At 41.9% G+C, this 20,665-nt stretch carries 18 protein-coding genes; 14 read left to right on the top strand and 4 right to left on the bottom strand.

All coding sequences use genetic code 11. The features are described 5' to 3' along the window. Positions 1-402: 402 nt before the first annotated feature. From FNW02_RS18190 to tnpA, 5 genes are all read left to right on the top strand, one after another. Positions 403-1,200: an MlaE family lipid ABC transporter permease subunit gene (locus tag FNW02_RS18190; RefSeq protein ID WP_191758918.1), complete on the top strand. Its 798-nt coding sequence runs from the start codon at positions 403-405 to the stop codon at positions 1,198-1,200. A gap of 108 nt (positions 1,201-1,308) precedes the next feature. After that, positions 1,309-1,695, top strand: a complete 387-nt coding sequence (locus FNW02_RS18185) for a DUF3119 family protein (protein ID WP_191758917.1) — start codon at positions 1,309-1,311, stop codon at positions 1,693-1,695. Positions 1,696-1,802: 107 nt separating this feature from the next. Continuing rightward, positions 1,803-3,092: a DUF3086 domain-containing protein gene (locus FNW02_RS18180; RefSeq protein WP_191758916.1), complete on the top strand. Its 1,290-nt coding sequence runs from the start codon at positions 1,803-1,805 to the stop codon at positions 3,090-3,092. A gap of 82 nt (positions 3,093-3,174) precedes the next feature. Continuing rightward, positions 3,175-3,855 carry a glycerol-3-phosphate 1-O-acyltransferase PlsY gene (gene plsY / locus FNW02_RS18175; RefSeq protein ID WP_191758915.1) on the top strand — a complete coding sequence of 227 codons (681 nt, stop codon included), beginning with the start codon at positions 3,175-3,177 and terminating at the stop codon, positions 3,853-3,855. Between the two features lie 193 nt (positions 3,856-4,048). Next, positions 4,049-4,483 (top strand): IS200/IS605 family transposase, encoded by a 435-nt coding sequence (gene tnpA / locus FNW02_RS18170; RefSeq protein ID WP_191758914.1) that lies wholly within the window; start codon positions 4,049-4,051, stop codon positions 4,481-4,483. Between the two features lie 315 nt (positions 4,484-4,798). Here the strand turns inward: tnpA and FNW02_RS18165 are convergent, their stop codons facing one another. Further along, the gene (locus FNW02_RS18165) at positions 4,799-5,662 is read right to left on the bottom strand and encodes a metallophosphoesterase (protein WP_225225741.1); all 864 of its coding nucleotides are present in this window, start codon (positions 5,660-5,662) and stop codon (positions 4,799-4,801) included. A gap of 296 nt (positions 5,663-5,958) precedes the next feature. Between FNW02_RS18165 and der the strand changes: the two genes are divergently transcribed. Further along, positions 5,959-7,320, top strand: coding sequence for a ribosome biogenesis GTPase Der (der, locus tag FNW02_RS18160; RefSeq protein ID WP_191758983.1), 1,362 nt, complete (start codon positions 5,959-5,961; stop codon positions 7,318-7,320). Between the two features lie 103 nt (positions 7,321-7,423). Further along, the gene (locus FNW02_RS18155; RefSeq protein ID WP_191758913.1) at positions 7,424-8,350 is read left to right on the top strand and encodes an energy-coupling factor transporter transmembrane component T family protein; all 927 of its coding nucleotides are present in this window, start codon (positions 7,424-7,426) and stop codon (positions 8,348-8,350) included. A gap of 267 nt (positions 8,351-8,617) precedes the next feature. Here the strand turns inward: FNW02_RS18155 and FNW02_RS38760 are convergent, their stop codons facing one another. Beyond that, positions 8,618-8,785 carry a hypothetical protein gene (locus tag FNW02_RS38760; protein ID WP_225225740.1) on the bottom strand — a complete coding sequence of 56 codons (168 nt, stop codon included), beginning with the start codon at positions 8,783-8,785 and terminating at the stop codon, positions 8,618-8,620. Positions 8,786-9,103: 318 nt separating this feature from the next. Between FNW02_RS38760 and pipX the strand changes: the two genes are divergently transcribed. From pipX to FNW02_RS18125, 5 genes are all read left to right on the top strand, one after another. Continuing rightward, positions 9,104-9,391: a transcriptional coactivator PipX gene (gene pipX, locus FNW02_RS18145; protein ID WP_191758911.1), complete on the top strand. Its 288-nt coding sequence runs from the start codon at positions 9,104-9,106 to the stop codon at positions 9,389-9,391. Then, positions 9,388-10,056 (top strand): YggS family pyridoxal phosphate-dependent enzyme, encoded by a 669-nt coding sequence (locus FNW02_RS18140; RefSeq protein WP_191758910.1) that lies wholly within the window; start codon positions 9,388-9,390, stop codon positions 10,054-10,056. Before pipX ends, FNW02_RS18140 begins: the two co-directional genes overlap by 4 nt. Before the next feature lie 453 nt (positions 10,057-10,509). After that, complete coding sequence (locus FNW02_RS18135; protein WP_162398614.1) at positions 10,510-11,103, top strand: cell division protein SepF; 594 nt, start codon at positions 10,510-10,512, stop codon at positions 11,101-11,103. A 91-nt stretch (positions 11,104-11,194) separates the two neighbouring features. After that, positions 11,195-12,007, top strand: a complete 813-nt coding sequence (gene proC / locus FNW02_RS18130) for a pyrroline-5-carboxylate reductase (protein ID WP_191758909.1) — start codon at positions 11,195-11,197, stop codon at positions 12,005-12,007. Positions 12,008-12,196: 189 nt separating this feature from the next. Next, positions 12,197-14,872, top strand: coding sequence for a DEAD/DEAH box helicase (locus tag FNW02_RS18125; RefSeq protein WP_191758908.1), 2,676 nt, complete (start codon positions 12,197-12,199; stop codon positions 14,870-14,872). A 297-nt stretch (positions 14,873-15,169) separates the two neighbouring features. On the opposite strand, the gene FNW02_RS18120 is transcribed toward FNW02_RS18125, so the two are convergent. Next, positions 15,170-15,544: a hypothetical protein gene (locus tag FNW02_RS18120; RefSeq protein ID WP_191758907.1), complete on the bottom strand. Its 375-nt coding sequence runs from the start codon at positions 15,542-15,544 to the stop codon at positions 15,170-15,172. A gap of 189 nt (positions 15,545-15,733) precedes the next feature. On the opposite strand from FNW02_RS18120, the gene FNW02_RS18115 reads away from it, so the two are divergent. Then, a complete protein-coding gene (locus FNW02_RS18115; protein WP_191758906.1) occupies positions 15,734-17,716 on the top strand; it encodes a heavy metal translocating P-type ATPase in 1,983 nt (660 codons plus the stop codon). A gap of 153 nt (positions 17,717-17,869) precedes the next feature. Next, entirely contained in the window at positions 17,870-18,775 is a 906-nt protein-coding gene (locus FNW02_RS18110) for a DUF4349 domain-containing protein (RefSeq protein ID WP_191758905.1), read from the top strand. Between the two features lie 210 nt (positions 18,776-18,985). Here FNW02_RS18110 and FNW02_RS18105 read toward each other — a convergent pair whose 3' ends face one another. Then, complete coding sequence (locus tag FNW02_RS18105; RefSeq protein ID WP_191758904.1) at positions 18,986-20,545, bottom strand: GMC family oxidoreductase; 1,560 nt, start codon at positions 20,543-20,545, stop codon at positions 18,986-18,988. Between the last annotated feature and the right edge of the window lie 120 nt (positions 20,546-20,665).

Genomic DNA, 20,665 nt, shown 5'->3' with positions numbered 1-20,665 from the left:
AACTGTCAAAAATCTTAAGTTTTCATTAAAATAAATAGCAAGCTGTGACACCAGATGGAGGGGACATCATAAAGACCCAAAATCTACAAAATCCTTGAAAAATCAAGGTTAGAGCTAGAGGTAGTTACTATTTATTGCGTCAAAGCACGCTTGAAAATAGCTGAATTTTCTGAGAGAAGCTTTAAACTAAGTTAATGTTTCATCCTGAAATGAGGTAGAGGGCAGAGGAGCATACTTCGACTGCGCTCAGTAACCAGAGGGGCAGAGGAATGGGGATTAGGGACTAGGAAGAAATTCTTTTATTTTCCCCCCTGCTCCTCAATCCCCTATTTCCAATGCCCTATTCCCTATTCTCAACGACTTTCGCTATTCTTAAGGCAGTTCCGAGTTAGCTATAGAACATTGAGCGAGACTACATCCAAATCCAGTTTAGGAGAATGGAGTCAGCGGTTGCTGGCGGCAATTTTTTTAGGTGGACAAGTACTAGTTCACCTCCTAAGAGGCAAAATCCACAGGCGCAATACTTTAGATCAAATGGCAGCAGTTGGGCCAGATTCTCTGTTTATTGCCCTCTTAACAGCTATTTTTGTCGGGGCAGTGTTTACTATTCAGGTAGCACGGGAATTTATCAACTTTGGCGCTGGAAATATCGTTGGTGGTGTGCTATCGGTAGCATTAACACGAGAATTGACGCCCGTGCTGACAGCAGTAATTTTGGCGGGACGAGTCGGTTCCGCTTTTGCAGCAGAAATCGGCACAATGCGGGTAACAGAACAAATCGATGCCATGTTGATGTTAAAAACCGACCCCATTGATTACCTAGTTATCCCCCGCGTTCTGGCTTGCTGCTTAATGCTGCCAGTTTTAACTCTCCTGTCTTTGGTGACAGGGATGTTAGGAGGATTAATAATTGCGACGAATATCTATAACCTCTCCGAAACAGTATTTCTAGACTCAGCCCGTAACTTTCTCGACACCTGGGATATTTTGAGCGCCATAATTAAAGCGTGTTGCTTCGGCATTTTAATTGCCGTAATTGGTTGTAGCTGGGGCTTGACGACAACAGGGGGAGCCAAAGGAGTGGGACAATCAACCACAACGGCTGTTGTTACCGCCTTGCTAATTATATTTATTAGCAACTTCTTTCTTTCTTGGTTAATGTTTCAAGGAGCTGGCAGTGCATTTCTACCAGAATTTTAGTGGCTGCGCGACACTAATAAATCATGCTAATCCCTACCTTCGCGCCTCCTAACCCTCGAAATTCTAGAATAGGAGAAATGTTTACTAATAAAGTCAGGATTTAAGACTGTGACCAGTTCATTTGCTCCTAACTCCACATCAACCGTGGAACTTAAGCCTAGTTACAATATACCTGTAGTGTTGGTACTCACCGCTATTCCACTGTTGGTAGTACAACCTTTGGTAGGCTTGGCTTTAGCACTGTTTGGTTTGTTTCTCATGTTTCAGGCTTTAACACTGCGTTTGCAATTTACCACCACCGACTTAGATATTTACAGAGGCGAAAAATTAATTCGGCGCTTTCCCTATCAAGAATGGCAAAACTGGCGTATCTTCTGGAATGGAGTCCCCATCCTGTTTTATTTTAAAGAAATTAAAAGCATTCACTTTTTGCCGATTTTATTTGACCCCAATGCTCTAAAAACTTGTCTGGAACAACGTTGTCCACGTATTTAGTGCTGAGTGCTGAGACTAGATTGGAACCACTCAGCACTCATGACTCAAGAGTCTTGTAATATTTCTGAAAGCTATTTATTCGCGTCATAGGAATTACACTATTGTTTATGAACCCAGAGGAATCTCAAGCCCCAGAACCAATTGATGAATGGTTGCCAGAAAAACAAGAACAGAGCAATGCTATTGAACATCCAGAAAATCTACCTGTTGAGTCAGTGGTGGAAACAGAAACCCTGAGTTTATCAGTTGAGAATCAAAATGACGCAACTTTTGAGCAGCCCATCTCCAATGCAGAAGTTACAGAATCTACAACTGAGCTCAAAGAAGACTCAACTGACGAACTTGTGGCGCACTTAGAAGCAGAAACTACCGCGCTGGAGTCAGAAATAGCATCAGAATCACAAGATAATTTACTATACGCACAAACAGAGCAACGACTGATAGAGTTGCAACGTACTGAAGCAACTCTCAAAGAAGAAATAGCCATACTGCAAGCATCCTATAAAACACTTCAGACACAAATCGGTGAAACTCAAACTGCACTAGGACGGCTTGTGCAAGAATCGTTAGCACAGTTAGAACAGCGCAAACAAGCACTACAAATTTCTGTAGAACAGTTGGAACGCCGTCAAGACCGTATCCGCAACGAGATGCGAACCACTTTTGCAGGAGCATCCCAAGATTTGGCAATTAGGGTGCAGGGTTTTAAAGACTATCTCACGGGTAGCTTACAGGATTTGGCAGCCGCAGCAGAGCAGTTGCAGTTAGTGCCTGCTGTAACAGAACGAGAAAAACCAATTGTTAGAGAAGCTAAACCAGTTGAATCCCAGCCTGGTACACCACAGTTTGCCCAACAGCAGTTTCAAGACACTACTAAGCAAATTCGTCGCTTAATTGATCAATATCGTACTAAACCAGATTACTACGGCCCTGCATGGCAACTGCGCCGTACCTTTGAACCAGTCCACGCTGAACGAGTCTCTAACTGGTTTTTTAGCCAAGGGGGACGGGGTGCTTTACGAACAATGGGTAGCCGCTTGCAGAATATCCTGATTGCCTCAGCAGCAATTTCGATATTACACAAGCTGTATGGCGATCGCGTCCGCACGTTAGTATTAGCAAATACACCGGAACGTTTGGGTGAATGGCGGCGCGGCTTGCAAGACTGTTTGGGAATTGGTCGCCCAGATTTTGGCCCAGACCGAGGATTGGTATTATTTGAAGCACCGGAAGCCGCCGCTCAAAAAGCAGACCGATTGGTAAAAGCAAATCAACTCCCCTTGATTATCATTGATGATTCAGAGGAGCAAATTAGTCTGTCGTTGCTGCAATTTCCTCTCTGGTTAGCCTTTGCTCCTGACCCCAAAACAGTGAGAAACTATGATGATGACTTTTAATTAGTCATTAGTCATTAGTCATCAGTCCACAGCTAAGACTCTGGACTTTTGACTTTTTTGAATTTTGAATTTTGAATTAATTATGGCTATTTGGTTAACCGGATGTGTGGCAATTGTGGTTATAGCTTACCTATTGGGTTCTTTTCCCACTGGGTACATTGCTGTGAAGCAGTTAAAAGGTATTGATATTCGAGAAGTTGGTTCAGGTTCTACTGGAGCAACTAATGTGCTCAGAACTTTAGGGAAAGGGCCTGGAGCATTTGTTTTAGTTCTTGATTCCTTAAAGGGAGTATTAGCGATCGCCTTAGTTTACTGGTTGTTCAACTTTGCCGCAAATCAAAATTTGATCCCCCCAACGGTAGATGCAAAACTGTGGCAACCGTGGATAGTAACTTTAACTGGGTTAGCCGCCATTCTCGGACACAGTAAATCAATTTTTTTGGGCTTTACTGGTGGTAAATCTGTTGCTATCAGCTTAGGAATTTTGTTGGCAATGAATTGGCAGGTAGGTTTAGCAACAGCGGGTGTTTTTGCCGTTTGTGCAGCGATATCGCGGATTGTATCATTGAGTTCGATTATGGGTGCGATCGCAGTTCCAATTTTCATGCTAGTTACGCATCAACCGTTGCCTTATATTCTGTTTGGTATTGCTGGTGGGTTGTATGTAATTTTGCGCCATCGCACTAACATTGAACGGCTATTTGCAGGTACAGAGCCAAAAATTGGACAGAAGTTAACCACAGAACCAGAACAAACTGCATAATTGTGTTAGTTCCAGCTAATCAGGTAGACTAAAATGCTTTTGCAGTCTTCTTTAGAAGACTTTGACTATTAGCCTGAAAATTCATGCTCAGGCGGTTGTTGGAACTAGTGTAAGATTTTAGAGCAAACCGAATGGAAAATTTTTAATAACTGTGGGAATACTAAATAAATAAAATTCCTAAAAAAATACTTTTATGGCTCTGTGGCGACTTTACTATCATCTCATTTGGGCAACAAAAGATCGTCAGCCGCTAATCACACCGAATTTAGAAGCTAAACTTTATGGTTACATAATTGGTAAATCCGATGCACTTGGTAACATGATTCATGCAATTGGCGGCAGAGAAAAGCATATTCATTTAGTAGTTTCTATTCCACCAAGAATTTCTATCTCGGATTTCATCAAAAATATAAAAGGTAGCAGCGCTCATTATCTCAATCATCTCTCGCCTTCACAAGATACATTTGGTTGGCAACGCGGATATGGTGTTTTTTCACTAGGAAGCAAGCAACTTGAGCAAGCCATTATGTATGTGAAAAACCAAAAGGCTCATCATTTAAATGGGACTACAATTTTGTCTTTGGAACAGCATAATCATGAAGATGATGGGACAAAACCCAGTAAATAATTAAAACTTAGTCAGCTTAAGCTGATTTATATTATGAGCCTGATAATGAATTCTCAGGCAAAATTATGTGCAAGGCGAACGTTCTGCAATTATTCAAATGCGTCAGTTCATAATCTTGTATTTCAACCCATCACCCGCCACAGGTTAGAAACCTACAGTTAACGGTTCAAGTCGTCTAAAGACGACTCAACCCTGGGATAGACATTTAATTTCAGTCCACTTAATAGTGGACTTCAGCTATTAGCCTGGAACTCGAAGTTCCAGGCGGGCGAAGTTACTAATTGAGAATACTGCTTACGCCTCTCGACAATGTGTTTAACGTTTATTAGGTGCAACCAAGTTAAACACGGTAATCTCAGGACGAGCTGCAAATCGTAAATGCATGTCAGTCATCCCTACACCTCGGTTAGTGTATTGGATCATATCTCCTACTTGATAACGTCCAGAGTAATACTTTCTACCAAATCTAGGTAGAACCATTGTTGTGAGCAAAGGTAGATGCACTTGTCCACCGTGGGAATGTCCTGATAGCTGCAAGTCAAACCGTCCTGTCGCAGCACTAATATCAGCAAAGTCTGGTTCGTGTGCTAATAAAATTGCTGCACCCTCATGAGGTAATTGCTTCAGTACTAAATCTAAACGAGGTTTACCAAGCCAGATATCATCTACCCCAGCGATATGAAGCATTGCACTGCCCCGGTGTAGTGTGTAAATGGCATTATCAAGACAGGTTATACCGCTTTCTTCTATTGCTTGGATAATTGCCTTTGAGTTGTTGAGGTAATCATGATTGCCCAATACTGCCACAGTCTGATCTTTGGCAGTGAATTTATCCAAGACAAACTTAAGAGTGGGGACGACCGAGGGTGAAAAATGCGTTACTAAATCTCCTGTAATCGCCACTAAGTCAGGTTTTTGTTGGTTGACTAAGCTAATAATTTTTTTGAACCGTTCTTGAGTCATCCACTTATCTCGGTGAACATCGCTGATTTGGACAATGCGATAGCCGTTAAATTCTGATGAGAGATGTGGCAAAGTCAGTTGTAAAGAATTAATCTCAATCCAATTCGGTTCAATGTATTTGGCGTAAGATAACGCACAAATTCCCAACATTAAGCACAATACCAAAAATCGCAAAGCTGATCTTCTAGCTTTTTTGCGCCACTTACGACTTCTCAAAGCAAAATCTCCATCGACGTGACTACTAGTGCAAGAAGGCAAGAGTTAGAGAGAACTGTCTTGTGCGGAAGGCGCAGTTCAGAACGGTAACACAGAAGGCTGTAAGGCTCATAAAATAACTTTTTGTTTGTTTCTAGCTGTCTAGTTAATTATGCTGTGCTGAACTAGATTGTCTGTATTATGGTTTGTTTAAATTTGACCGGCAATTCTCTTAGTGGTCGGAAAATTAAATAAAGACTTAAAGTGGCTAAAATGTAGAGACGTGATATATTATGTCTCTCTATCACCCTGGTTTTATGGGACTGCCAATTGTTGCTATTATCGGACGCCCGAATGTGGGCAAATCCACCCTGGTTAATCGTTTCGCCGGGGAACAAACGGCGATTGTCCACGATGAACCGGGTGTGACACGCGATCGCACTTACATGCCGGCTTACTGGCGCGATCGCGAATTTTTGGTGGTAGACACTGGCGGCTTAGTCTTTAACGATGATACCGAATTTTTACCGCTGATTCGTCAACAGGCAATGACGGCGCTCACAGAAGCAAGTGCTGCGATTTTTGTTGTTGATGGTCAAACTGGGCCCTCACCAGCTGATGAGGAAATTGCTGAATGGTTGCGCCAACAACCCGTACCTGTCCTACTGGCTGTAAATAAATGTGAATCCCCAGAACAAGGCTTAATGCAAGCATCTGAATTTTGGGAATTGGGATTGGGTGAACCTTTCCCTGTCTCTGCAATTCATGGCAGCGGTACAGGTGAGTTATTAGATGAGTTAATTAATCACATTCCTCCCGTCGGCGAAGTACCGGAAACTAATGAGATTAAAGTCGCAATTGTCGGACGCCCAAATGTGGGTAAATCTAGTTTGCTAAATGCTTTTGTTGGAGAAGCGAGGGCAATCGTCAGCCCGATTTCCGGGACAACTCGTGATGCAATTGATACCGTGGTTGAACGTGGTGAGCAAACCTACCGTTTGATTGACACAGCAGGTATTCGCAAAAAGAAAAATGTGGAATACGGCCCGGAATTCTTCAGCATTAACCGTGCCTTTAAAGCAATTCGCCGCGCCGATGTGGTCTTATTAGTACTAGATGCCCTAGACGGAGTTACCGAGCAAGACCAAAAATTAGCTGGACGGATTATTGAAGAAGGTCGAGCTTGCATCATCGTTGTGAATAAGTGGGATGCTGTCGAAAAAGACTCTTACACCATCTACGATTATGAAAAAACTCTGCAAGAACGGTTACATTTTACCGAATGGGCAGAAACTATTTTTGTGAGTGCCTTGAAAGGACAACGAGTAGACAAGATTTTAGAGTTAGTAAATCAGGCGGCTGAGTCACACAAGCGCCGTGTCAGCACATCAGTGATTAACGAAGTCTTAACAGACGCCGTTAGTTGGCATTCGCCGCCAGCATCACGCGGTGGGCGTCAGGGCAAGATTTATTATGGTACACAAGTCAGCGCCCAACCACCAACGATCGCCTTATTTGTCAATGAGGCAAAACGCTTTAACGATAACTACCGTCGCTACATCGAACGACAATTCCGCCAACAATTAGGATTTAAAGGCACTCCCATTCGTCTACTCTGGCGGAGTAAAAAAGTCCGTGATGTCGAAAGTGGTAGTGTTAATCGTGCTACACGCGTGTAATAATCGTTTGTCATTTGTTTCCGAAGTTCTGATCGGAGGAAGCCTCCGCTCAGACTTCTCTCTTTGTCCTTATGACTAATGACCAATGATTAATGACTAAAAAATGGATTTACTGCGATCGCTGCCACTTGGACTTTACTTAGAACAACCACAAACTTGGCTACATAAAATCGATCCGCGAGTCAAATTTGCCTGGTTGATGAGCTTTTTAACAAGCTACAGTTTTGCTAATATTTTTTGGCGTGTACTGCTAGTGGCACTGTTGATTATCGCCACCTTAGTCGCCAGGATTCCCCGACGAGTATGGCGACAGCAAATGGGTTGGCTATTGATGCTGTCGTTTTTTGTCTTAGCGATCGCAGCTATTAGTCCTGATGGACTGGGTGTAAACCATCAGCCACGCCTACCAGCTAACGAACAAATCTTAACTCAGCCATCAACTTCTAACACTTCCAATGTTGCCAAAGAGTTAGCAGCTAATCAAAAAGAATACAGCTACGTGCTATTTCACAAAGGCCCAGTCAAAGTAACTCGTCACTCTTTGGATTTGGCGGTGCGACTGAGTACGATTTTGTTTACTGTGATTTACAGCACTAACTTGTACTTACTAACAACCGCACCAGAAGAAATCACATCTGGCATGGAAAGCTTAATGCAACCCCTGCGAAAACTAAAGTTGCCTGTCACGGAAATTACTTTAACTTTAACTTTGTCCTTGCGGTTTATTCCCCTAGTTTTAGAAGAAGTACAGAATTTATTTCGCTCTGTGATGACAAGGGCAATTAATTGGAAAAAGCTGGGATTAAAAGGAGCAGTCAAGGTTTGGATAACAATCGCAGAAAGACTTTTAGAAAATCTGCTCTTACGAGCTGAGCAAATGGCTAATGCAATGATGGTGCGCGGTTTTACCAGTCCCAACGAACATCGAGTGCAGTGGCAAGACTTAAAATTAAGAGCGTGGGACTGGCTTGCCATTGCAACTTTAATCTTATTTTGGGGAGTACGGCTGATTATCGGAACCGAGGTTTGATAATGTATTTATCTTGGTGTCTTCTCTGCGAGACGCTTCTCTACGTTCGCGTAGCGTGTCGTAGACAGAGGCTACGCCAACGCGAACGTGTTTTAGTGGTTAAAAAATTGACTTTTAAACCACCCTCTGGGTTCACCAATGCACATAGACACGAAAATGAAAAGCCCAAAATTCAAGAAATTTTTAGGATTTTTTACCACCTTAAAAGAGCTAACAATTAGGACTTAGGGGCGGGGATCGCTGTTAGTGTTTTGTGTACACCCTTGTTCAACAACATAAATCCGTCAAGCAAATAGCTAAACGCTGGGTAACTAAAGCAAATCGCTTCACAAATTTACCGTTAGCAATTTTGCGCCATAAAGCGACAATTGTGGCACTATGGAGAGAAGTAGATTGGCTTTTGTTTTTGGTATCATAGGGCGTTTTCTCTGCCACCCTAAACTTTCAAGACTTACTCCGCTCCGTGAAGTCAAAAGTCAACAATCCAGAGTCAACAGATTGGGTAGAGATTTTCACCCCAGCCGTAGGTTTTAGACTCTTCTGGACTCTCTAAAGGCGCTTCAAGTACCCGCCTGTTTTGTACCACTTTCCCTTGCTACCACTAGCTTTATCTGCCAATTAGCAACTAGATCAAGGTCTTCATCACCGCAGTTTCGCATTTTAAGCAAATATTCTGGCGAAAGGAAGGTATTATCGTCTGAATGTTTGTAATTGACTGCGAAAAGATATATATACTCCTACCTTGACTATTAAATGAATCCAGAGAACTCAGAAACTTACATAAATCATCCAACTTGGGGTCTGCTCTATAGGATCTGTATGGTTGATGAGAACCAGGATCTTTTCACTACACTTTATGCCCAACGTTTATTTTTCTTGGTAGCAAATGACGTTAATGACGTTAAAGGGATTAAATTTCAGCCTATAGGACGTACCGAGGCTAGAATGATGCTGGAAAATCGCTTACGTACTCTGCGGCGCACTGGGCAATCTCAGGAGTACGATCAGCTTCAGAGTGTTTTCCAACGCACATTCCAATGAGTAGTTCGCTAATCGAACGTATAGCTACCATTCGCTCCTCACTTCCACCTTCAGTCAGGTTGATTGCTGTTAGCAAGCAAGTTTCTGCTGAGGCTATTCGGTCTGCGTATGCTGCCGGAATTCGTGATTTTGGCGAAAGTCGTATCCAAGAAGCTGCCAGCAAACAAGCCGAGTTACACGACTTATCGGATATTACCTGGCACTTTATTGGACATTTGCAAAGCAATAAAGCCAAAAAAGCCCTTGAACATTTTCACTGGATTCACTCCGTAGATAATTTGAAGCTAGCACAGCGCTTAAACCAATTGGCGCAACAGCTAGGAGTTAGTCCTCAAGTCTGTCTGCAAGTGAAAATTCTTCCTGATCCCAACAAGTCGGGTTGGAGTGTGCCAGAACTGCTAGCTGACTTATCCGCACTAAATCAATGCAAAACTTTACAAATTCAGGGTTTGATGACAATTCCGCCTTTAGGGTTGGATGATGCCCAAATTCTGAATGTGTTTACTCGAAATCGTGATTTGGCCAAGGAAATCCAGGAACAAAGCTGGTCTCACATTAATATGCAGCACTTGTCGATGGGTATGTCAGGTGATTATCAATTAGCAGTGCAAGCAGGTGCAACGATGGTACGATTAGGAACCATTTTATTTGGCGATCGCCGCTAGGTATATTGTACATCCACCTTTCGGTAGAGCATTAAGTGCTAACAGGTGTAACGATAGTACGATTAAAAACTATCTTATTTAGCGATTCGTCCCTAAATACTGGACATTTCTCTTTTGGTTGAGTATCAATAGTAAAGATTTGATGGACAAAATTTTTTTATCAGACTGGTGCAATAGGAGACAAAGGCTATAGTATTGACAAGAGCAATCACCAAGGAAAAATGAGGTGAAAAGAACTTTCTTTGGGGCAATCCTTAGGATATAATCTTTACTCATTATTCCGTCCCAAATTGAACAGACTTCTCATGAGTGCCTGTTCATCACTATAAGATGTAATAGAAGCTACAAACAGCAGTAGAATTGCTGAATAGATCCACCCATGTAGCGATCGTAGCTGGCTCAATTAATTTACAGCCATAAAAATGAAGGATTTCTGCACCAGGAGAGTACACAATGAACAATATTTTTTCTAAACTTCGAGACTTTGTGGGTCTAAATGAACAGGTAGAATACGAGTATTACGAAGAAGAAGCAGATACAGATAGCTACCAAAATCTGTATCAGCAAGAGAATCCCCAGCCAGCACCACAAGAAAGCACAGCTCAAAATCGACGCTGGCGCGAACCAGTGCCTACAATGGGTGATGAGATAGCAGCAGGTTCAACAAAGCCAATGGGGAATGTTATTGGTATGCCAGGAGCAATTAACGGGATTTCAGAAGTTTTAGTACTTGAACCGCGCACTTTTGAAGAAATGCCCCAAGCAATTCAAGCGTTGCGAGAACGCAAGTCAGTAGTATTAAATCTGACAATTATGGATCCGGATCAAGCCCAGCGGGCAGTAGATTTTGTAGCAGGTGGTACTTACGCATTAGATGGACATCAAGAGCGCATCGGTGAGAGCATCTTTTTGTTTACGCCAAGCTGTGTGCAAGTTAGCACCCAAGGTGGAGTTCTTCATGAAGTACCACAACCACCAGTACGCCCCTCTCGTCCCGCAAGTCCCAATCAAACTTGGGGCAACGAATCTAACCGGATGGCACAATAAAATTAAATTAGTCCAGAGTCAAGAGTCCAGAGTCAAGAATCAAAAACTTTTGACTCTGGACTTTTGACTTTAGACTCTTGACTGTTAAACAATGACTATTAAATTTGGTTTAATTGGTGGTGGGGTAATGGGAGAATCGCTGTTGTCCCGCCTTACTGCGCGTGGAATTTATCAACCATCAGAAGTCATAGTCAGCGAACCGCAACCCTCGCGCCAGGATTTTTTAAAGCAGCAATATGATGTTGCTGTAACGGCAGATAATCGCTTAGTTTTCACACAAGCAAAAGAAGTTGTTTTTTTGGCAGTGAAACCGCAAATCTTCAGTGCGATCGCCCAAGAATTAGCAGATATAATCACTATAGAACACTCACCCCTAATTATTTCGATCTTAGCGGGTGTGCCCTTAAGTCAGCTAGAAGCTGCGTTTGAGCAATTGCCAGTGATTAGAGCAATGCCCAATACTCCAGCAACCATAGGCGCAGGAATTACCGCCGTTTGTTTCGGTGCTTACACCAACATCAAGCACCACCAAATAGCACAGCAAGTTTTTTCAGCTGTCGGCGAAGTTGTGGAAGTTTCAGAAACTTTAATGGATGCGGTAACAGGACTATCTGGTAGTGGCCCGGCTTATGTGGCATTGTTGATAGAAGCACTCGCCGATGGCGGAGTAGCCGCAGGTTTACCTAGAACAGTTGCCAATCAACTAGCCTTGCAAACTGTATTGGGAACAGCAAGGCTATTGCAAGAAACCAAAATGCACCCAGCAGAACTTAAAGATCGTGTTACCAGTCCCGGTGGTACAACTATTGCGGGTATTGTCAAGCTAGAACAGGCAGGATTTCGCTCAGCTTTAATTGAAGCAGTCAAAGCAGCCACAGAGCGATCGCAAGAGATGGGAAAATGAGGTATTGGGGGCTGGGGAAGAGTTTCCCAATACTTAAATATTCGATCTTTAAGACCCAATACTTAAATACTTAACAACCAATCCCTAATCCCTAATCCCCAGTCCCTAGTACCCAATCCCCAATCCCCCTGCCGAAGTTGACAAAATAGCCGTTAATATAGTAAACAATCCGGTTGCAAATTTGATTGAGTGAATTATCCTGCGCCTTCTCCAGAACTTAACCTAGGGTCGATATTTCCCTTTGAATTGGATCAATTCCAGCAGGATGCGATCGCGTCCATCAACGCCGGACGTTCCGTAGTCGTATGTGCGCCCACAGGTTCGGGCAAAACATTAGTAGGGGAATACGCCATTTATCGCGCCTTGTCGCGAGGAAAACGTGTATTTTACACTACTCCTTTAAAAGCGCTGTCAAATCAAAAATTACGTGACTTCCGAGAAAAATTCGGGCCTGATCTCGTCGGACTGTTAACTGGAGATGCTTCCATTAACAGAGATGCACCGATTTTGGTGATGACTACAGAAATTTTTCGGAATATGCTTTATGGGACACCCATTGGGCAAATTGGTATCTCGTTAGTAGACGTGGAAGCGGTAGTGTTGGATGAGTGCCACTACATGAATGATCGCCAACGGGGGACAGTTTGGGAAGAATCAATTATCTATTGTCCCCGTGAAGTTCAACTGGCAGCCCTTTCAGCAACGGTTGCCAATAGCGATCAACTCACCGACTGGTTAAATCGCGTTCACGGCCCAACTGACCTGATTTACTCTGATTTCCGCCCAGTACCCCTGGAATTTCACTATTGCAATCCTAAAGGGCTATTTCCTCTACTGAATGATAGCAAAACTAAAATCAATCCCCGCCTTCAAAAGAAGAGAGCCAGAGGGGGAGAAAGAGACAGAGGCAGAGCTGGAAGACCAGAGGCTCCTGGAATAATTTACACCCTGAGCCAGCTACAGCAAAGGGATATGCTACCAGCGATTTACTTTATCTTCAGCCGCCGGGGATGCGATAAAGCAGTGGCAGAAGTGGGTGATTTATGGCTGGTAAATAATGACGAGTCCCAAATTTTGCGGCAACAAATTGATGACTTTTTAACCCGCAATCCTGAAGCTGGACGTTCTGGACAAATTGCACCTCTATATCGGGGAATTGCCGCACATCACGCCGGAATATTACCTGCTTGGAAAGTGTTAGTAGAGGAATTATTTCAGCAAGGGCTGATTAAAGTTGTATTTGCTACCGAGACACTGGCAGCGGGAATTAATATGCCCGCCCGGACAACAGTTATTTCTACCCTTTCCAAACGTACTGACACTGGACACCGCTTGTTAAATGCTTCCGAATTCCTGCAAATGGCAGGCCGAGCTGGTCGGCGGGGTATGGATAAACAAGGTCATGTGGTAACAGTCCAAACCCCCTTTGAAGGCGCGAAAGAAGCAGCGTATTTGGCTACATCCAAGCCAGACCCCTTGGTTAGCCAGTTTACGCCCAGCTACGGTATGGTCTTGAACTTACTGCAAACTCATACTCTGGAGCAAGCCAGAGAACTGATAGAACGCAGTTTTGGGCAGTACATGGCGACTTTACATTTAAGACCAGATTACGAGGAAATTGCCGAACTCCAAAATCAGTTAGTCCAATTACAGGAGCAAATCGCAGCGGTTGATGAAAATGAACTAGCTGTGTATGAGAAATTGCGGCAACGCTTGAAAGTTGAACGTCAGATATTAAAAACCCTACAAGAGCAAGCGCAGGAAGACCGACAAGAACAATTAGGAATGATGTTGGACTTTGCAGTGTCGGGAACCCTGTTGAGTCTTAAAGGAAAACACATTACCGTGCCTTCGCCCGTTACAGCAGTTTTAGTAGGGAAAACACCGGGTTCTGGTCAAGCTCCTTACTTGGTATGCTTAGGGCTAGATAACCGCTGGTATGTAGCCACCACAGCAGATGTAGTCGATTTATATGCCGAACTACCACGAGTTGACATCCCACCCGAAGTACTACCACCGCCAGAGATGCCTTTTAAACCGGGACAATCTCGACGTGGTAATGAAGAGACATTTGCGATCGCCCAGCGCATCCCTGAACCAGAGGAGTCTCTGCATCTAGCTCCAGAAGTAGCAGAACAACTCAGTCGAGTAACCGCACTCCAAGAGCAATTAGAATCTCATCCTTTACATCAATCAGGCAATGCCGCCACTATTTTTAAACGCAGGGCGCGTTATGTTGAATTAGAGGCTGAACTTCAAGTGATGCAAGCTCAAGTAGAGCAACAATCTCAACGTTATTGGGAAGAATTTACTAATTTAATTGAAATTCTCCAACACTTTGGTTGTTTGGATAACTTAGTACCCACAGAGTTAGGACGTATCGCTGCTGCAATTCGGGGAGAAAATGAATTGTGGCTAGGTTTAGCATTCGCTAGCGGTGAATTGGACAACTTAGATCCGCAACATTTAGCAGCTGCTATCGCGGCTTTGGTGACAGAAACTCCCCGTCCAGACAGTAAGGTTAATTTCGAGCTGAGTAATCAAGTAGCTGAAGCTTTGGCAAAATTGCGCGGAATTCGCCGCCAGATGTTCCAACTACAACGCCGATATAACGTAGCGCTACCTATATGGTTGGAATTTGAATTAATTGCGCTAGTAGAACAGTGGGCTTTGGGAATGGAGTGGACAGAACTCTGCGAAAATACCAGCTTAGATGAAGGCGATGTAGTGAGAATTTTACGCCGGACTTTGGATTTATTATCGCAGATTCCCCATGTTCCCCATTTGCCGACATCTTTTCAGCGCAATGCCTATCGGGCGATGCAGTTGATTGATAGATTCCCAGTCAATGAGGTAGTTGAATAAAGGTGACTGAGACTAAGGACAAGGTAAATAACTAATACCTAATACCTGATAAAAGTCACAAGATTCTCAAAAATCGTGGTCTGTCTCATGCATTTTGATGGTCATAGGTGTTCGTATTAAGGACTTTAGTCCTTGATTTTTTAAGCACTAAAGTGCTTACTACGAACATCTCATTATGTTTGACAAAATATAGTGGTGATACTTGGTTAAAAATAAAAATGCTTTTTTTGGTTTTTTACAGATTAATCACGTCTATTTAGCAGAACTTATAGCGATCGCTACAAGGGCTAATAAATTTTAGTACACTAAGTTCCCTGTACCACGCAACTGACGCAAAGAATTTATACAGTATGGACAGTCACATTGAAATAGTTTAATTGCAGCATCGCTTTCCTCGTCGGTAAAGTTCAACATGGCAATATTCTCATCTGATACTGATGTGGTAATAGTTGAGGAACGTGTAGAGGAATACGCTTGCTTTCTTTCTGAATCTCGAATGCACACAAAATTTGTTCCACCATGTGGGTTAGTGATACAAGTACGACCATCTTGTGTGTGCATTAATCGCTGAGTAATACTAGCGTGGGCAGGATTAAATGCTGCCAACGTAGACATTAGCGACACAAAAATTGAGGAACTGGAAAGTAAATTAAGTATTAATTTTCTGTTCATCGGTTTCCTTGAATAATGTACCTAAATGCTAAGGTTATCCGATTAACTGTTGCAGGTCAAGTAAGTTTTAAACAACAACAAGATTCCCGACTTCTTTAAGAAGTCGGGAATCTTAAATTAAATGACTTGTAAAAACTTATTATGTTTATTAAATTTGAACAAAAGCTCATATATCCAAATTCAACAAAAATGAAGCAAAAAATACATTCAGAATCTTCCGGTGGTTGTGGATGTGAACATGACCATGATGAGAATCGTAACCATGCCCATAATCATAATCATGATGATAGTCATAATCACAACCATAGTGGAGAATTCAATTTTAAAAGTGAGGTATTTCCTCTAGTTATAATTTTAAGTTTGTATATACCTGGTGTAATTTTTGAAGCTCAATTACACAATACACTTTATTCTCTAGGCGAATATTTACTTTTTATTCCTGCCTATTTATTGAGTGGATGGAGTGTTTTAAAAACGGCTGGGCGTAATATACTTCGAGGCAGAGTATTTGATGAAACATTTTTGATGACTGTAGCTACATTAGGAGCGATCGCAATTCATAAATTACCCGAAGCTGTCGGAGTCATGCTATTTTACAAAATTGGCGAATTATTCCAAGATATTGCCGTCAATCGTTCCCGTAATTCCATCAAAGCGCTTTTAGAAATACGCCCAGATTATGCCAATATCCAAATAGAGGGAGAACTGAAAAAAGTATCACCGGAAACAGTAAATATTGGGGATATTATCATCGTCAAACCAGGAGAAAAAATTCCCTTAGATGGTGAAATTATAGAAGGCAAGTCACAAGTTGATACATCTGCATTAACTGGAGAATCTGTACCGCGAACGGTAAAGTTAGGAGAAACGGTGTTAGCTGGAATGCTCAATAAAATGGGTGTCTTAACAATCAAAGTAACAAAACTTTTTGATGAATCTTCCATCGCCAAGATTTTAGATTTAGTGCAAAATGCTAGAAGCAAAAAAGCAGAAACAGAGAAGTTTATTACTAAGTTTGCTCGATATTATACACCGATAGTAGTTTTTGCATCTCTGGCAGTTGCAATCTTACCTCCTTTATTCATTCCTGGAGCAACCTCTTCAGAATGGGTTTATCGTGCTTTGATTTTATTAGTTATTTCCTGCCCATGTGGATTAGTGATTAGTATCCCGTTGGGTTACTTTGGGGGTATTGGAGGTGCGGCTAAACGGGGAATTTTTGTGAAAGGTTCTACTTTTTTGGATGCGTTAAATACAGTCAAAACAGTTGTTTTTGACAAAACTGGAACATTGACTAAAGGAGTATTTAAAGTAGTACAGATTGTGCCAATAAATGGTTTTAGTAAGTCAGGATTGCTGCAATTAGCTGCCAAGGTTGAGTTACATTCAAATCATCCTATTGCTCAATCTATACGTGATGCTTATGGTGAAAATATCGAAGTATCTCAAGTGAGAGATTATGAGGAAATTGCAGGTTATGGAATTAGAGCTAAAGTAGAAAATCGGATAGTTCTAGCGGGAAGCGATCGCCTATTACATAAAGAGAAGATTGCTCATGATATCTGCCAGATAGAAGGAACAGTTGTTCATTTAGCAGTTGATCATATTTATGCTGGGTATATTGTGATTGCTGATGAATTGAAGGAAGACGCTAAGCAAGCTATTCAAGCATTAAAGCAAATGGGTGTAGAGAAAACAGTAATGTTAACTGGAGATAATCAGGCGATCGCCTCCCGTATTGCTCAACAGATTGGCATAGATTCCTACCAAGCAGAGTTATTACCAGAAGAAAAAGTCAGCGCCATTGAGAAAATACTCAGCACAGCCAGTAAGCATAGTAAGGTTGCTTTTATTGGAGATGGTATTAATGATGCGCCAGTAATTGCTAGAGCCGATATAGGTATGGCAATGGGTGGATTAGGCTCAGATGCGGCAATAGAAACTGCTGATATTGTGATCATGACTGATGCACCGTCAAAAGTGGCAGAAGCAATACAAATTGCTAGAAAAACACATAAAATTGTTTGGCAAAATATTGGTTTTGCTTTAGCAATCAAAGGTGTATTTATTGGATTGGGTATTTTAGGTGTGGCGACAATGTGGGAAGCTGTTTTTGCCGATGTTGGTGTAGCTTTACTAGCAATTTTTAACGCAACCAGAGTCATGAAATAAAAAAATTAGTAGCTGGTTAATTGTAGAAGTTAAAACTTAAGGTGTGTAAAACAAGCTTACTGCTTGGTATTGGTTACATAAATTGCAACAATGCCAGCTTTAAGTTTTCCGTCGGCGATACTTAGGTTAACTTCATCCATCTAAGGGTAGATTATGCACGCCTCAACTCAATTACCAGGCAAATCAGCTTTATTTGTGAGTGCGCTACTGGGAGGGTTAATTTTCACTAGTTGTGCTTCTGCTCCTCAGCCGTCAAATCAGGCATCATCTCCAATTGCAGCTGAACAAGCTGCATCAACTACTGGAAATATCGCTCAAAAGGCTGACGCTGCACCGATACCTCGTGCGCGTCCCCAACTGATCAAAAAGGCAGCAATGACATTGATTGTGAACTCTGTAGATAAGAGTATCGATACTGTCTCGCAAATTATCAATAAACAACAAGGGGACTTAATCGGGTTAAAAGAACAACAGCCGACAAAGGAAAGTACGCGTCATACTGCATTAATACAAATACGAGTACCACAGAATCTATTAGAATCTACCATAGATGAACTGGCTAAATTGGGCACATTAAATAGTCGCAATATCACTGCCGAAGATGTAGGCGATCGCTTAGTGGATTTACAAGCCAGGTTAACTAATCTACAAAAGACTGAAGCCAATTTACAAAAAATTATGGATCGCTCCGGTTCTGTAAGAGATGTGTTAAATGTCGCTCAAGAACTTAGTAATGTTCGGCAATCCATAGAGCAAATTGATGCTCAATTGAAAAACTTACAAAATCAAGTTACTTATTCAACTATTACACTGAACTTAGAAGCAGCAATTTCTAGCACTAGTCCACAGCGTGCATTAGGAGAGCAAATTCAAGAAACTTGGAACAACTCTACTCACTCCCTTAGTGGATTTACAGTTCGCTTACTCAAATTGGGTATTTGGTTAATGGTATACAGTCCCTATCTGTTGATTTTGGCTGCTGGTATCTATGGCTTTACCCGTTGGCGGCGTCATTCACCACGTTTGACACAAACATCAGAATCAGCAAATTCTGATTGATTATATCTCTTGCAAAAGTCAATGTTTTGGAAATTAAACCACAAATAAACATGGATAAACACCGATGAGTTATCTGTGGTTCATTTTTCACTAATTCGCATTTTTGCAAGAAGTCTATTAATTAACTTGATACCATTTTGGATTTGAGATTTTGGGGAAAGTCTGTAGCAACCCACAGAGTACGTCTACTTAAAACCCGAAAATTCTGAATTACTTAATCATGTCAGCAGCTTTTTCGCCAATCATGATTGTGGGAGCATTAGTGTTACCACTGACGATAGAAGGCATAATAGATGCATCTACTACTCGTAGACCTTGTACTCCATGAACTTGGAGTTGGGAGTTTACCACTGCTAGTGGATCGTTACCCATCTTGCACGTACCAACTGGGTGATATAAGGTTTCCGCAGTGTTACGAATGAAAGCGCAGATATCCTCTTCTTGTTGTACCTGAGAACCAGGGACTAATTCCTCACCACGAAATGCATCAAATGCTTGCATTTTTATGAGTTTACGAGACAGCTTAACACCTGCTATTAGAACTTGTAAATCAGATTGAATAGCCAGATAATTGGGTTGAATAACTGGCGGCTCTAATGGATTATTTGAGCGTAAAGTAATGCTACCTTTGCTTTGGGGATGTAAAAGGCTTGGCCCCAGTGTAAATCCATGTCCTTTGGGTTTTGTAAAACCATGATTTAAATAATATGTAGGAGCAAAATGAATTTGCAAATCCGGCTGAGACAAATCAGTTCGAGTTTTAAAAAAAGCTCCAGCCTCGGCGACATTTGTAGTCAACGGCCCCTTCTTAAAAAATAAATATGTGAGAAAATTTTGAAGATTTTCTGCATTAGCCAGAGTCAGCGGTTTTGTACATTTGTAAGTTAAGGGTACAGACAAATGGTCTTGTAAATTTTGCCCTACACCGGGTAAATCTATGATCACTGGGATACCCAAAGACTTGAGGCGATCGCCTGGGCCAATTCCCGAAAGCATTAACAATTGGGGTGAATTAATAGCGCCACCACTTAAAATTACTTCTTTGGCAATTTTTATCTCATGGGTTATGCCGTTTTGAATATAAATTAGTCCTATAGCTTGGGTTCCGGCAAATAGTATGCGGATTGCCTGGGCGTTAGTTTGAATAGTTAGGTTTTTTCGATGTAAAATCGAGTTTAAATATGCAACAGCAGCACTGTGACGTTTACCGTTTTTTTGAGTTACTTGATAAAATCCAACTCCTTCCTGTGCTGCTGCATTAAAGTCGCTGTTATGTTGTAAACCTGCTTGTTTTCCTGCTTCTATAAATGAGTGGGAAAGGGAATTAATACAGCGGAGATTGCTAATATTCAAAGGCCCTCCTATCCCATGATATTCATTAGCAAAATGTTCCTGATTTTCAGCTTTTTTGAAGTACGGAAGTACCTCTTGAGCGCTCCAACCTTGATTACCTAAATCGTGCCACTGGTCATAGTCGCGCCAGTTTCCTCGAATATAAATCATGGCGTTAATAGAGCTACTACCGCCTAAAACTTTTCCTCTTGGCCAGTAAAGTTTACGGTTATTTAGGTAAAGTTGTTCTTCTGTGTAATAAGCCCAGTCATACTCAGTTTTAAATAGTTTTGGGAAACCAGCAGGAATATGGATTTCTTGCTTATGGTCAGCTTTTCCTGCTTCTAGCAGTAGTACAGTATTTTTTGAGTCTGCTGTCAAACGGTTAGCCAGCACACAACCGGCTGAACCAGCACCCATGATCGCATAGTCATACATAAAGTTTCTTTGTTCTATAAGGCTACGTCTTAAATGTGTTGCTCTACGTAATAAGACTGTCAAGCCTTGAGGGGTTTATACAGCTAGCGATGGCGTAGGCGATCGCCAGAAAATTATACT

Origin of the sequence: Komarekiella delphini-convector SJRDD-AB1 (assembly GCF_014831675.1) — a bacterium.
Classification (GTDB): domain Bacteria; phylum Cyanobacteriota; class Cyanobacteriia; order Cyanobacteriales; family Nostocaceae; genus Komarekiella.
The sequence above is the reverse complement of the archived record's forward strand: the minus strand, read 5'-3'. Positions and strand labels throughout refer to the sequence as shown.

Bases quoted from the DNA above. Each gene is read 5' to 3' on its own strand.
- FNW02_RS18180 (WP_191758916.1), top strand. From the start codon at position 1,803: ATGAACCCAGAGGAATCTCAAGCCCCAGAACCAATTGATGAATGGTTG.
- plsY (WP_191758915.1), top strand. From the start codon at position 3,175: ATGGCTATTTGGTTAACCGGATGTGTGGCAATTGTGGTTATAGCTTAC.
- tnpA (WP_191758914.1), top strand. From the start codon at position 4,049: ATGGCTCTGTGGCGACTTTACTATCATCTCATTTGGGCAACAAAAGAT.
- der (WP_191758983.1), top strand. From the start codon at position 5,959: ATGGGACTGCCAATTGTTGCTATTATCGGACGCCCGAATGTGGGCAAA.
- FNW02_RS18155 (WP_191758913.1), top strand. From the start codon at position 7,424: ATGGATTTACTGCGATCGCTGCCACTTGGACTTTACTTAGAACAACCA.
- pipX (WP_191758911.1), top strand. From the start codon at position 9,104: ATGAATCCAGAGAACTCAGAAACTTACATAAATCATCCAACTTGGGGT.
- FNW02_RS18140 (WP_191758910.1), top strand. From the start codon at position 9,388: ATGAGTAGTTCGCTAATCGAACGTATAGCTACCATTCGCTCCTCACTT.
- FNW02_RS18135 (WP_162398614.1), top strand. From the start codon at position 10,510: ATGAACAATATTTTTTCTAAACTTCGAGACTTTGTGGGTCTAAATGAA.
- proC (WP_191758909.1), top strand. From the start codon at position 11,195: ATGACTATTAAATTTGGTTTAATTGGTGGTGGGGTAATGGGAGAATCG.
- FNW02_RS18120 (WP_191758907.1), bottom strand. From the start codon at position 15,544: ATGAACAGAAAATTAATACTTAATTTACTTTCCAGTTCCTCAATTTTT.
- FNW02_RS18115 (WP_191758906.1), top strand. From the start codon at position 15,734: ATGAAGCAAAAAATACATTCAGAATCTTCCGGTGGTTGTGGATGTGAA.
- FNW02_RS18110 (WP_191758905.1), top strand. From the start codon at position 17,870: ATGCACGCCTCAACTCAATTACCAGGCAAATCAGCTTTATTTGTGAGT.
- FNW02_RS18105 (WP_191758904.1), bottom strand. From the start codon at position 20,545: ATGTATGACTATGCGATCATGGGTGCTGGTTCAGCCGGTTGTGTGCTG.